We start from the raw sequence: 13,014 nt of genomic DNA, 5'->3' as shown, positions 1-13,014 counted from the left end.
CCGCGCCACGGTGGACCCTTCCGGCCGCGGCACCGGACACGGACGCTCAGGAGGCCTCCGCGGGGACCGGCTCCCCTGCGCGGCCGCCGTCGCCGGCGGCGCCTTCGCGGGCCAGCAGGCGGCGGATCTCCCGGGCCGCGGCGCCGCCCGCCCGGTTGGCCCCGATCGTCGACGCCGACGGCCCGTAGCCGACCAGGTGGACCCGCTCGTCCCGGACCGCACGGGTCCCGTCGAGCCGTATGCCGCCGCCCGGCTCGCGCAGCCGCAGCGGCGCCAGGTGGTCGACCGCCGCCCGGAAGCCGGTCGCCCACAGGATCACGTCCGCCTCCACATGCCGCCCGTCCGCCCAGGCCACACCGCTCGGCGTGATCCGGTCGAACACCGGCTGCCGCTCCAGGATCCCGGACGCCAGCCCGGCGCGCACGGCCTCGTTCAGGGCGAGCCCGGTCACGCTGACCACGCTCTGCGGGGGCAGGCCGCTGCGGACGCGCTCCTCGACCAGCGCCACCGCGGCCCGCCCTTCGGCCTCCCCGAACGGCCCCGCGCGGAACACCGGCGGCCGGCGCGTCACCCAGGTGGTCTCCGCCGCCACCTCCGCGATCTCCAACAGGTGCTGCACCGCGGAGGTGCCGCCGCCGACCACCACGACTCGGGCCCCGGCGAACGCCTGCGGCCCCGGGTACTGCGCCGTGTGGAGCTGCCGTCCGCGGAAGGACTCCTGGCCCGGGTAGCGCGGCCAGAACGGCCGGTCCCAGGTCCCGGTGGCGTTGACGAGGGCCCGTGCGGACCAGGTGCCCGCCGGGGACTCCACGCGGAGCCGCCCGGCCCGCCCCTCCCGTACGGCGGTGACGTGCACAGGCCGGCGCACGTCCAGTCCGAACCGCTCCTCGTAGGCGGCGAAATACGCACTGATCACCTCGGAGGAGGGGCGCAGCGGGTCGGTGCCCCCCGGCTCCATGCCGGGCAGGGCGTGCAGGCCGTGGACCTTGCCGTACGTGAGGGAGGGCCAGCGGAACTGCCAGGCCCCGCCGGGGCGCGGTGCGTGGTCCAGCACGACGTGCCCGATCCCGGCGCGGGCCAGGTGGTAGGCGGTGGACAGGCCGGCCTGCCCGGCGCCCACGACCACGACGTCGACGTCCCCGCCGGACGCCCCGGCCCGCACACCGCGCATGATGTCGTTCACGGTTCTACCAACCGACCTGCCGGCCGGGATCTTCCCGACCGGCTCCCGGGCCGGTCAGGGCTGCCGCAGCAGCGCCGGGACCGGCCGCGCGGGCTGGAGCGTCAGCCCGGGGAAGACCGGCACCGGCTCGGGCCCGGTGTCGAGGTGGAAGCGCCGGGCCAGCACGGCCAGCACCAGCGCGGCCTCCACCAGCGCGAACCGCGCCCCGAGGCAGGCCCGCGGTCCGCCGCCGAACGGAATCCACGCCTGCTCGTCGGCCTGGCCCTCGGCGCCGGCGTCCCACCGCTCCGGCCGGAACGCCTCCGGTTCCGGGAACCACCGCCCGTCGCGGTGCATCGACCAGGGGCTCGTCCACACGGCGGTCCCCGCCGGCACCGCCCGTCCGCCGATCGCCGCGCCGTCCCCGGCGACCGCGGAGATCAGCCAGACCGGCGGGTACAGCCGCAGCGCCTCCTTGACCACCTGGCGGGTGAAGGGCAGCCGCTCGTAGTCCTCGTACGCGGGAAGCCGGCCGCCCAGCACCCGGTCCAGCTCCTCCGTCAGCCGGTCCCGCGCCGCGGGCGCCCCGGACAGCAGCTGCCAGGCCCAGGTGAGGGTGGTCGAGGTGGTCTCGTGGCCCCCGATGTACAGGGTGATCGACTCGTCCCGCAGCTCCTTGCGCGTCAGGGGCGCCCCCGTGTCGTCGCGGGCGGCGAGGAGCCGGCTCAGCAGGTCGTCGCGTTCCGTGCCGCCGGCGCGGGCCGCCTCGTGCTCGCGTATGACGTGGTCGATCTCGCGGTCCAGCACGGCGACGGCCTGCCGCAGCCGGCGCCGCCCCGGCGTCTGCACCCACGGCGGCAGGAACAGCGTCACCCCGCGGAACTCCGCGCCGAGCTCCCGCTGGGCCGTGGCCATGGCCGCGCTGATGGGCGCCTCGCGCCCCGCGGCGTCACTGCCGAAGAGGGTGCGCACGGCGATCCGCTGGGTGAGCCCGGCCATCTCACGGTGCACGTCGATGCGGTCCCCGTCGGACCAGCCGCGGACGAGAGCGTCGGCGCACTCGACCATCGTCGCGGCGTACGAGCGGACCTGGCGGGGCCGCACCGCCGGCTGCACCAGGGCGCGCTTGCGCCGCCACTCCTCCCCGGTGGCGACGACGACGCCGTCCCCGAGGAGCTGGTGGAACGCCCAGCCCAACTCCATCGGCCGGAACGTCTTCTCGACGGCGCCCAGCAGCTCGCCCGCGTGCTCCGGCCGGGAGACCAGCACGTTGCGCTTGGGGCCGAGCGCCCAGGGCACCCAGTCGCCGTGCCCGTCGCGCAGGGACTCGAAGAAGGCCAGGGGGTCGCGGGCGAAGGCCGGCAGGTTGCCCACGAGGGGCCACCGGCGCGGTCCGCGCTCGGCGCCCGGGGGCGTCAGGGTGGCTGTCACGCACGCATCGTGGCAGTGGACGGCCCGCCCCACCAGATCCCCGTCGGCCCAATCCGGCCATGTGCGGGGAGGGTTGGGCCGAGAACACACTGTCGTCCGGCGGACCCGGTCAGGGTTTCCGGGCGGCCCGTCCGACCGCCTCCACCAGCGGCAGCAGCCGGTGCGGGACCCGCTCGCGCAGCGCCACCTCCGTGCGGGTGCGGACCACGCCCGGGAGGCGGATCAGCCGCTGGATGACGTCCTCCAGGTGCTCGTTGTCGCGGGCCGCGACCCGCGTGAGCAGGTCCCCGCCGCCGGTGATGGAGAACGCCTCGATGATCTCGGGGACGGCGGCGAGCGCCTCGCCGACCTCGTCCAGGTGCCCCTGGGTGACCTCGACGTGCACGAACGCCAGTACCGGATGCCCGAGCGCGGCCGGCGACAGCACCGGCCCCGTCCCCGTGATCACCCCGGTGCGCTCCAAACGGTCCAGCCGGGCCTGGAGCGTGCCGCGCGCCACCCCGAGGATCCGGGCGTACTCGCGGATGCTGGTACGCGGCTGCTCGATCAGGAGCCGCAGGATGCGGGTGTCGAGTTCGTCCACCGCCATGCGGCGACTGTACCAACGGCCCGCCGCCCGGCCGCGCCCCCGCCGCGGCCGGCGCATCCGCGCGGACCGGAGCGGCCGAATCCCGTACGGGACCGCGCCGCGGAGGACTTCCGCGGCGGGGCCGAGGAAGCGGCGGGGACGACGGAAGGAGAACCATGGCCGGCCTGCACTGCCTGGTCACCGGCGCCACCGGCTACATCGGCGGCCGCCTCGTACCCGAGCTCCTGGACGCGGGCCACCGCGTCCGCTGCCTGGCGCGCTCCCCGGAGAAGCTGCGCGACCACCCCTGGGCCGGGCGGGTGGAGGCCGTCCGCGGCGACGTGGGCGACGCCGCCTCCGTCGCGGCGGCCATGCAGGGCGTCGACGTCGCCTACTACCTCGTCCACGGGCTGGGCGGCGGCTCCGGCTTCGAGGACCGCGACCGGGCCGCCGCCCGGATCTTCGCCGACGCCGCCCGGGCGGCCGGTGTCCGCCGCATCGTCTACCTGGGCGGCCTGACCCCCGCGGGCGTCCCCGTCCGCGGCCTCTCCCCGCACCTGCGCTCCCGCGCCGAGGTCGGCGACATCCTCCTCGACTCAGGCGTCCCGACCACCGTGCTCCGCGCCGCCGTCGTCATCGGCTCCGGCTCGGCGTCCTTCGAGATGCTGCGCTACCTCACCGAGCGGCTGCCCGTCATGGTCACGCCCAGCTGGGTCGGCACCCGCGTCCAGCCCATCGCCGTCCGCGACGTGCTGCGCTACCTCGTCGGCAGCGCCGCCATGCCGCCCGACGTCAGCCGGGCCTTCGACATCGGCGCGCCCGACGTGGTCACGTACGAGGAGATGATGCACCGCTACGCCGTCGTGGCCCACCTCCCGCCGCGGTTGATCCTGCGCGTGCCGATGCTGACCCCGCGGCTGTCCAGCCACTGGATCGGGCTCGTCACCCCGGTGCCGCGGGCCCTGGCCCGCCCGCTCGCCGAGTCCCTGCGCCACGAGGTCGTCTGCGCCGAGCACGACATCGCCCGCTTCGTCCCCGATCCGCCGGGCTCGCCCATCGGCATCGACCAGGCGCTGACGCTCGCCCTCACCCAGGTCAAGGAGGCCCGCGTCGCCACCCGCTGGTCCTCGGCCGGCACCCCGGGCGCCCCCAGCGACCCGCTGCCCACGGACCCGGACTGGGCGGGCGGCAGCCTCTACACCGACGAGCGCGAGCGGGACGTGGACGCCTCCCCGGCCGCGCTGTGGCGGGTGGTGGAGGGGATCGGCGGCGAGAACGGCTGGTACTCCTTCCCCCTGGCCTGGGCGGTACGGGGCTGGCTGGACCGGCTCGTCGGCGGTGTCGGCATCCGCCGCGGCCGCCGCGACGCGGCCCGGCTGCGGGTGGGCGACTCCCTCGACTTCTGGCGGGTGGAGGAGATCGAGCCGGGCCGGCTGCTGCGGCTGCGCGCCGAGATGCGGCTGCCCGGACTGGCCTGGCTGGAGATGTACGCCGAGCCGGCCGGCCCCGCCGGGACGCCCGCCGGCCGGCGGTCCCGCTACCGGCAGCGCGCCCTGTTCCACCCCCACGGCCTGCTCGGCCACCTCTACTGGTGGGGCGTCTCCCCCTTCCACGCCGTCGTCTTCGGCGGAATGGCCCGCAACATCGCCAACGCCGCGAGCCGCCTGGAGGAGCAGCCCGCCGCCCCGGCCGGCGCATCCGCGGGCCGCGCCCCGGCCGAAGGAGGGGGCGAGGGGAATCCTCCCGGATCCCCGCACGACCCGGAGCGGAGCCCGAAGCCATGAACGTCGCGGTGGTCCTGTTCACCTCCGACCTGCGCCTGCACGACCACCCGCCGCTGCGCGCGGCCCTCTCCTCCTGCGACCGGGTCGTCCCGCTCTTCGTCCGCGACCGCGCCGTCGACGCCGCGGGCTTCGCCGCCCCCAACCGGCTGGCCTTCCTCGCCGACTGCCTGGCAGATCTCGACGCCGCCCTCCGGGACCGCGGCGGCCGCCTCGTCCTGCGCTCCGGCGACGTGACCCGCGAGGTGTGCGCCCTGGTCCGCGAGTGCGACGCCGACGAGGTCCACATGGCCGCCGGGGTCAGCAACCACGCCCGCGCCCGCGAGGAGCGCCTGCGGGCCGCCCTCGAAGCGGAGGGCCGCCGGCTCTACGTCCACGAGGCGGTCATCACCGCCGCCGCCCCCGGGGCGGTGCTGCCCGCCTCCTCGGACCACTTCGCCGTCTTCACCCCCTACTTCCGCCGCTGGGCCGACCTCCCGCTGCGCCCGGTGCTCGCCGCCCCGCGCACGGTGCCCGTCCCCGACGGACCGGGCTCGGAGCCGCTGCCCCGCCGCAGTGGCGCCGCGGGCGTCTCCCCGGGCCTGGCCGCCGGCGGCGAGCGCGAGGCGCGCGCCCTCCTGACGCGCTGGCTCCGCAGCGGCGCCGCCCGCTACGAGGAGGCCCACGACGACCTCGCCGGCGACGCCACCTCGCGCCTCTCCCCGCACCTGCACTTCGGCACCCTCTCGGCCACCGAGGCCGTCCAGCGGGCCCGCGCGGCCGGCGGGACCGGGACGGACGCCTTCGTCCGCCAGCTGTGCTGGCGCGACTTCCACCACCAGGTGCTGGCCGCCCGCCCCGACTGCGCCTGGCGCGACTACCGGGCGCGCGGGGACCGCTGGCGCAGCGGCAGGGACGCCGAGGAGGAGACCGAGGCCTGGAAGGAGGGCCGCACCGGCTACCCGGTCGTGGACGCGGCGATGCGCCAGCTGCGCCACGAGGGCTGGATGCACAACCGCGGCCGCCTCCTCGCCGCGAGCTTCCTCACCAAGACCCTGTACGTGGACTGGCGGATCGGCGCCCGGCACTTCCTCGACCTCCTCGTCGACGGCGACCTCGCCAACAACCAGCTCAACTGGCAGTGGGTCGCCGGGACCGGCACCGACACCCGGCCCAACCGGGTCCTCAACCCGGTCCGCCAGGGGCTCCGCTTCGACCCCGAGGGCCGGTACGTGCACCGCTGGGTGCCCGAGCTCGCCCGCCTGCCCGCGCCGCAGGTGCACGAGCCGTGGCGGCTCCCGGAGGCCGAGCGGGCCCGGTACGACTATCCCGCGCCCCTGATCGGGCTCGCCGACGGCCTCGACCGCTTCCGCCGCGGCCGGGGCTCCGAGTGAACCGGCGGGCCGTATCGTGAGGGAGATGGACGCCACGCCCCCGGCATCCCCGGCGCAGCCCGCACCCCCGCCGCCCGAGGGGGCGGCGGAGGCGCCTCGGCCGGCCCCGCCCGAGGCCGCCCTGAGCACCGGCGCGGTGGCCCGCCGCCTCGGCGTCTCCCCGACGACGGTCCGCTCCTGGGAGCGCCGCTACGCCATCGGCCCGGCCCACCGCGAGGACGGCCGGCACCGCCGCTGGACCCCGCAGGACATCGCCCGCCTGGAGCTGATGTGCCGGCTCACCGCGCAGGGCGTCCCGCCGGCGGAGGCCGCCCGCACCGCGCTCGGCGGCGCCGGCGGGCCCACCCGCCCCGCCGCGGCGCCGGCCCCCGCTCCGGAGGAGGCCCCGGGAGGGCCCGGCGGGGGCCTGCCGCTGGGGGCGGTCCGGCCGGAGTGCCGCGGCCTGTCCCGGGCGGCCGTACGCCTGGACGCGCCGACCGTGGCGGAGCTGCTCGACGCGGCCCTGGCCGAGCACGGCCTCGTCACCGCCTGGGAGGAGGTGATAGCGCCCACCCTGCACGCGGTGGGCCGCAAGTGGGCCACCGCCGGGGAGCGGTACGTGGAGGTCGAGCACCTGCTGTCCTGGCACGTCTCGCAGGCCCTGCACCGGGTCCGGCCCCGGCCCGCGCCCCCGCACACCCCGCCCGTCCTCCTCGCCTGCGTTCCCGGGGAGCAGCACACCCTGCCCGTCGAGGCACTGAACGCGGCCCTCGGCGAGCGCGGCATCCCGACCCGCATGTTCGGCGCCGCGCTCCCCGCAGAGGCCCTGCACGACGCCGTACGGCGCACCGGCCCCCGGGCCGTCGTCCTGTGGGCCCAGTCCCGTACGACCGCGGACCAGGCCCTCGTCCGGTCCCTGGCCCGCATCGAGTGGGGGCTCCGGGGGGCGCGCACGCAGTCGGCGCTGCTGCTCGCGGGCCCCGGCTGGGGCGCGGGCACACCCGTACCGGGCACGGTGCGGCTGCACGGGCTGCGCTCCGCCCTCGCCGTCATCGGAGCGCAGGCGCCGCCTCCGGCAGGGTGCGCCGCAGCTGGTGCAGCGCCCTGCGCATATGGCTCTTGACCGTTCCCAGCGGCAGCCCCGTGCGGTCCGCGATCTGCACCTGCGTCAGGTCGCCGTAGAACGCCAGCCGCAGTACCCGCTGCTGCGCCGACGGCAGCCGGGCCAGCTCCCCGAGGACCACCAGCCGGTCCACCGCCTGCTCCGCGACGGGCCGCGGCGCGCCCCACGCGCTGTCCGGGGCCGGGGCCACCCGCGCGGCCGCGGCCGCCGCCCGGGCCCGCCGGGTCCGGGCCTCCAGGGCGTCCGCCACCTTGTGGCGGGTGATGCCCGTCAGCCACGCCCCCAGCCCTCCCGGTCCCGGCCGGTAGCCGTGCCGCCCGCGCCAGGCCGCGAGGAACACCTGCTGCGTGACGTCCTCGGCCTCGCGCTCGTCGCCCAGGCTCCGCTGGGCGAGGGCGTGGACCAGGGGCCGCCAGCGCCGGTAGACGGCCTCCATGCACCGCTCGTCACCGGCTGCGAAACCGGCTGCCAACCGCTCGTCGTGCTCCGCTGCATCCATGGGCAGAGCCTCCCGGCAGGCGGCCCTCCGGGCCACTCGCATCGTTTTCGCAGCGAATACCCGCTGCCCCGTACTCGGGCGCCGTCCCCCGCGGCACCGGGCCCGCACCCCTGCGACCCGCTATCGTCCGGAGAGTGAGCGACCTGCTGCTGGTGAGGCACGGCGAGACCGAGTGGAGCGCCTCCGGGCGCCACACGGGGCGCACCGACATCCCCCTGACCCAGGCGGGCGAGGAGCAGGCCGCCTCGCTCGCCCCCTGCTTCAGCGCACTGAGCCCCGCCCTGGTGCTGGCCAGCCCGCTGCGCCGGGCCGTCGCCACCGCGGAGCTCGCCGGCCTGCCGCCCGCCGCCACCGACCCCGACCTGCACGAGTGGGACTACGGCGGCTACGAGGGAGTCACCACCGCGGACATCCACCGCACGCGGCCCCACTGGTCGCTGTGGACGGACGGCGTGCCGCCGGGCGGCGACGGCCGCCCCGGTGAGGACGCCGCCGGGGTCGGCGCCCGCGCCGACCGCGTCCTGGCCCGCGTGGCCCCCGTCCTGGCCGAGGGCCGCGGCCCGGCCGTCCTCGTCGCCCACGGCCACTTCCTGCGCGTGCTCACCGCCCGCTACCTCGGCCTGCCGCCGCAGGACGGCCGCCTCTTCCTGCTGCGCACCGGTACCGTCAGCGCGCTCTCCACCGAGCACGGCCTCCCCGTGATCGCCGCCTGGAACACCCGCCCCTGACGCTGGTCCGCTGGCCCGGAAGCGGCCCGTCCCACCGTCCCCGGACCGGGCCATTGGCCCAGTGATCCGGGGCCGTGTTGAGCCAGCGGGCCTCCGGATGGTTATCTGTGGCCTATCCATGTACTCAGGCGCCGCGCGGCGCCGGGCGGCAACGAGGCCGGTCCCGGAGCGCGGTGCCTTCGCCGTGTCCGCCCGCCCACCACCCCCGGGCCGGCCGCCGGACCGGCGCGCACCACCTTGAGGGGGGCGGCACACCGCCGTGAAGAGGATGTTCACTGCTCCGGATCCGGGGCGTCTGAGACTGCGCAACTCGCTGCGCGCCGTGATCGGCGTCTGCGCGGCCGTGGCCGCGGCGGAGCTGTCGGGGCTCTCCCTCACCGCCTCCATCACCGGCGGCCTCGCGGCGCTGCTGGCCCTGTTCACCGTGCTCGACACGAGCGTCCGCGCCCAGCGCGCGACGACCGCCCTGCTGCCCGTCGCCGGCTTCCCCGTCCTGGCCCTGGCCACCACGCTCCACGGCATGCCGGCCGTCCGGGACGCCGCCTTCCTTGCCGTCGTCCTCGCCGGGGTGTACGCCCGCCGCTGGGGGCCGCGCGGGCACGCCCTCGGCATCTTCGCCTTCATGATGTTCTTCGTCACGCAGTTCCTGCACGCGCTGCCCGCGCAGCTGCCCGAGCTGTACGCCGCGGTCGGCCTGGCGCTGCTCTCCGCCGGCGCCGTGCGCTTCCTGCTGTGGCCGATCGAGCGGCGCACCCCGCCCGCGCCCGCGCCGCCCGCCCTCCCCGGCCGGGGGCTGGCCCGGCCCACCACCCGGCAGGCCGTCCAGGCGACCGCCGCCTGCGCCTTCGCCCTGCTCGCGGGCCAGGCCCTCTCGCACGAGCGGTGGTACTGGGCCGTCGGCACCGCCTGGTGGATCTTCGTCAACACCGCCTCGCGCGGCGAGACCCTCGTCCGCGGCTTCCGGCGGGTCCTCGGCACTGTCGTCGGGATCGCCGCAGGCCTGCTGATCGCCGTACCGCTGGACGGCGCGCCCGCCCCCACCGCCGCCCTGGTCGCCGTATGCGTCTTCGGCATCTTCTACACCGCCGCGCCCTCCTACTCCTGGATGATGTTCTTCGTCACCGTCATGGCCGGCCTGCTCTACGGGCTCCTCGGCGTGCTCCACCCGGGCCTGCTGCTCCTGCGCTTCCAGGAGACCGCCGTCGGGGCGCTCGGCGCGGCGCTCGCCGTCGTCCTGATCCTCCCCGTCACCACCCATGCCGTGAACGACGCGTTCATCCAGCGCGCCCTGCACTGCGTGCGGGCGGCCACCGCGGCCGCCCTCGACCGGCTCGCCGGCGACGCCGCCGCCGACCCCGCGCCGCACGCCGCCGAACTGGAACTGCTGCTGGGACGCGCCCGTACCGCGCTCGCCCCGCTGGTCCACCCCCTCAGCCCGCTGCGCGCCCGCAAGGCCCGCGCCCGCCAGGTACTCGCCCTCCTCGACGACTGCGCGCGCGAGGTCCGCGGGCTGGTGGCCGTCGCCGCCGACCCGCAGGCCTCCCACGACGCCCGCCTGGCCGCCGCCTGCTGGCGCGTCGAGGCCGCCGTCGAGGCCCTGACCGCGCCGCACGGCGCCGCCGGGGCCGAGACCGCCGGCGGGCCGCGGCCCCACGGCCGGCCTGCGGCCGCCGAGCCGGCCCTGGCCCACCTGCACGGGCTGGAGCACGCCCTGGTGGCGCTGCACGCCCCGCTGCGCACCGACCCGCGTTCCCCGCTCGTCATCAGCGCCTGACCGGATCCGGCTCCCGGGGCGTCCCCGCCTGCGGCCGGAGGCGGGCCCGGCCACCGGCCAGACCCGGCCGGTGACCGGGGCGGATCCTACGCCCCGTCAGGCCGCCGCGCAGGAGGTTCGGTCGAAGATCACTCGCCGGTGTGTTCCGGCACCCGGCGCGCTGACTCCGCCCACCTGCGGCCTGTACAACGGGTCACTGTTCACTGCGTGTGCATCCGCCACGCACAGGGTGGATCTGTCCGGACAGGGGGTAACGGCCCGGGATGGAAAAACTTCGGGAACGCTCGACCACGACGCAGGTGTGGGCCGCGGCTGAGGAGTTCGTCCGCCTCTTCCACCGGGAGAACCCGCAGGCAGGCGATCCGCAGGCGCGGCTCGCCGCCGTGCGGGCCGAGATCGCGGAGACGGGCACCTACCGGCACACGCCGCAGGAACTCGCCCACGGGGCCCGCGTGGCCTGGCGCAACAGCAACCGCTGCATAGGCAGGCTCTACTGGAACTCGCTGCGCGTGCGCGACCGCAGACACATCGGCGACGCCGACGCGCTCGCCGAGGAGTGCTTCGCGCACCTGCGCGAGGCCACCAACGGCGGACGGATCAGACCCACCATCACCGTCTTCGCCCCCGACACCCCCGACCGCCCGGGCCCGCTGATCTGGAGCGAGCAGCTGATCCGGTACGCGGGCTACGGCGACCACCCCTCGATAACCGTCGGCGACCCGCGGAACGCGCCGCTCACCAGCGCGCTGCTCGCCCTCGGCTGGCGCGGCGGGGCGGGCACCCCCTTCGACCTCCTCCCGCTGGTCGTCCAGGGCGTCGACGACAAGCCGCGCTGGTTCGACACCCCCGCCGACGCGGTGCTGGAGGTGCCCATCGAACACCCCGACGACCCAGGCTGGGCCGAGTGGGGGCTGCGCTGGCACGCCGTTCCGGCCATTTCCAACATGTGCCTGGAGATCGGCGGCATCCACTACCCGGCCGCCCCGTTCAACGGCTGGTACATGGGCACCGAGATCGGCGCCCGCAACCTCGCCGACACCGACCGCTACAACCTGCTGCCCGCCGTCGGCCGCCGTCTCGGCCTCGACACCTCCAGCGACCGGTCCCTGTGGAAGGACCGCGCCCTGGTCGAACTCAACCGGGCGGTGCTGCACTCCTACGACCGGGCGGGCGTCACCATCGCGGACCACCACAGCGAGTCCCGGCGGTTCCTGACGCACCTGGCGCGCGAGGAGCGCAAGGGCCGGGAGGTCGGCGCCGACTGGTCGTGGATCGTCCCGCCCATCTCCGGCGCGGCGACGCCGGTTTTCCACCGCACGTACGACGACCGGCCGAGCGCGACCGCCTACGTGCACCACCCGGGCGCCCAGGAGCGGGCCCAGGGCCGCGACTTGGTCTAGACCTTCTGTTACCGTCGGCCCGAGGAAGCGGGCAGCGGCGGAAAGGGGCATCCGTGGACGGCACGGCAGGCGCGGGCGGGGCGGACGGCGTCCGCGGCACCGGCGGAGAACCCCGGACCCCGGCAGGGACGGGCTCCGCCCCGCCGCGCGTCCACATCGGCTCGTTCACCTCGGCCGGCGGCCGCGGGATCACCACCGCGGCCGTCGACCCGGCCACCGGCGCGCTCACCCCGCTCGCCACCACCGGCGACGCCCTCGCCGACCCCTCCTACCTGGCCGTCGACCACGGCAGCGGCCTGCTCTACGCCGTCAGCGAGACGGAGCGGGGCGCCGTCCGGGCGTTCCGTCCCGAGGGAAGCGGCCTCGCCCCGCTCGGGCCGGCCGTCCCCGTCGGCGGCGCGGGCCCCACCCACGTCAGCCTCGCCGGGCGCACCCTGCTCACCGCCCACTACACCTCCGGCAGCATCAGCAGCCTCCGGCTCGCCCTGGACGGCAGCCCCGCCGGCCCCGCCGCCGTCCTCACCCACCGGGGCGGCGGGCCCGACCCGGACCGCCAGGAGGGGCCGCACGCCCACCAGGTCCTGCCCGACCCCAGCGGCCGCTGGGTCCTCGCCGTCGACCTCGGCACCGACTCCGTGCGGGTGTGCCGCCTCGGCGACGCGGCCGCCGCCGCCCTGCTCCCGCACGCCGAGGTCCGGCTGCGCCCCGGCAGCGGGCCGCGGCACCTCGCCTTCCATCCGGAGGGCGGGACCGCGTACGTCGTGCACGAGCTGGAGCCCCTGCTGACCGTCTGCCGCTGGGATCCGCGCTCCGGGCGCCTGGAGCCGCTCGGCGAGGTGCCGCTCGCCCCGGCGGCCGCGCCCGGCGGCGTACGGGCCTATCCGTCGGCGGTGCTGGCCTCGCCCGACGGGCGCTTCGTCCGGGTCGCGGTGCGCGGCGCCGACGCGATCGCGACGCTCTCCCTGGCAGACGGCCCGCGCCGGCCCCGCCCCGCCTTCAGCACCCCCTGCGGCGGGACCTGGCCGCGCGACCTGGCCGCCGACCCTGCCGGGCTCCGCCTGTACGCGGCCAACGAGCGCTCCGGTGACGTCACCTGGTTCGACACCGACCCGGCGACCGGCGAGCCGCACCGGGCCGGCGCCGTCGCGGTCCCGGCGGCCACCTGCGTCGTCTTCGCCTGACCGGCGGCCCCGCCC

11 protein-coding genes are annotated in these 13,014 nt (G+C 77.1%); 7 read left to right on the top strand and 4 right to left on the bottom strand.

What is annotated here, in order from left to right:
• Positions 1-46: 46 nt before the first annotated feature.
• The 3 genes from C0216_RS19115 to C0216_RS19105 all read right to left on the bottom strand — a co-directional run bounded on the left by C0216_RS19115 (position 47) and on the right by C0216_RS19105 (position 3,182).
• On the bottom strand, positions 47-1,171 hold the full coding sequence (locus C0216_RS19115) for an FAD-dependent oxidoreductase (RefSeq protein ID WP_114058780.1): 1,125 nt from the start codon (positions 1,169-1,171) through the stop codon (positions 47-49).
• A gap of 66 nt (positions 1,172-1,237) precedes the next feature.
• Positions 1,238-2,593, bottom strand: coding sequence for a cytochrome P450 (locus tag C0216_RS19110; RefSeq protein ID WP_114056456.1), 1,356 nt, complete (start codon positions 2,591-2,593; stop codon positions 1,238-1,240).
• 109 nt (positions 2,594-2,702) lie between these two features.
• A complete protein-coding gene (locus tag C0216_RS19105; protein ID WP_114056455.1) occupies positions 2,703-3,182 on the bottom strand; it encodes an Lrp/AsnC family transcriptional regulator in 480 nt (159 codons plus the stop codon).
• 155 nt (positions 3,183-3,337) lie between these two features.
• Here C0216_RS19105 and C0216_RS19100 point away from each other — a divergent pair, with 155 nt between their 5' ends.
• Genes C0216_RS19100 through C0216_RS19090 form a run of 3 tightly spaced genes read left to right on the top strand, consistent with a single transcriptional unit; the run spans position 3,338 to position 7,417 of the window.
• Positions 3,338-4,945 (top strand): SDR family oxidoreductase, encoded by a 1,608-nt coding sequence (locus C0216_RS19100; protein WP_114056454.1) that lies wholly within the window; start codon positions 3,338-3,340, stop codon positions 4,943-4,945.
• On the top strand, positions 4,942-6,315 hold the full coding sequence (locus tag C0216_RS19095) for a cryptochrome/photolyase family protein (protein WP_114056453.1): 1,374 nt from the start codon (positions 4,942-4,944) through the stop codon (positions 6,313-6,315). The genes C0216_RS19100 and C0216_RS19095 overlap by 4 nt, the downstream gene beginning before the upstream one ends.
• 25 nt (positions 6,316-6,340) lie before the next feature.
• Positions 6,341-7,417 carry a MerR family transcriptional regulator gene (locus tag C0216_RS19090; RefSeq protein ID WP_114056452.1) on the top strand — a complete coding sequence of 359 codons (1,077 nt, stop codon included), beginning with the start codon at positions 6,341-6,343 and terminating at the stop codon, positions 7,415-7,417.
• Here C0216_RS19090 and C0216_RS19085 read toward each other — a convergent pair.
• The gene (locus C0216_RS19085; RefSeq protein ID WP_246042617.1) at positions 7,344-7,916 is read right to left on the bottom strand and encodes an RNA polymerase sigma factor; all 573 of its coding nucleotides are present in this window, start codon (positions 7,914-7,916) and stop codon (positions 7,344-7,346) included. The two genes, C0216_RS19090 and C0216_RS19085, sit on opposite strands and share 74 nt — an antisense overlap.
• 134 nt (positions 7,917-8,050) lie before the next feature.
• On the opposite strand from C0216_RS19085, the gene C0216_RS19080 reads away from it, so the two are divergent.
• From C0216_RS19080 to C0216_RS19065, 4 genes are all read left to right on the top strand, one after another.
• On the top strand, positions 8,051-8,644 hold the full coding sequence (locus C0216_RS19080; protein WP_114056450.1) for a histidine phosphatase family protein: 594 nt from the start codon (positions 8,051-8,053) through the stop codon (positions 8,642-8,644).
• Between the two features lie 268 nt (positions 8,645-8,912).
• Positions 8,913-10,418, top strand: coding sequence for an FUSC family protein (locus C0216_RS19075; RefSeq protein WP_114056449.1), 1,506 nt, complete (start codon positions 8,913-8,915; stop codon positions 10,416-10,418).
• Positions 10,419-10,681: 263 nt separating this feature from the next.
• Positions 10,682-11,818: a nitric oxide synthase oxygenase gene (locus tag C0216_RS19070; RefSeq protein WP_114056448.1), complete on the top strand. Its 1,137-nt coding sequence runs from the start codon at positions 10,682-10,684 to the stop codon at positions 11,816-11,818.
• 155 nt (positions 11,819-11,973) lie between these two features.
• Positions 11,974-12,999: a lactonase family protein gene (locus C0216_RS19065; RefSeq protein ID WP_114058779.1), complete on the top strand. Its 1,026-nt coding sequence runs from the start codon at positions 11,974-11,976 to the stop codon at positions 12,997-12,999.
• The last annotated feature ends 15 nt before the right edge of the window (positions 13,000-13,014 follow it).

The organism is Streptomyces globosus (assembly GCF_003325375.1).
Classification (GTDB): domain Bacteria; phylum Actinomycetota; class Actinomycetes; order Streptomycetales; family Streptomycetaceae; genus Streptomyces; species Streptomyces globosus_A.
This window is presented reverse-complemented; position numbering and strand designations above follow the sequence as displayed.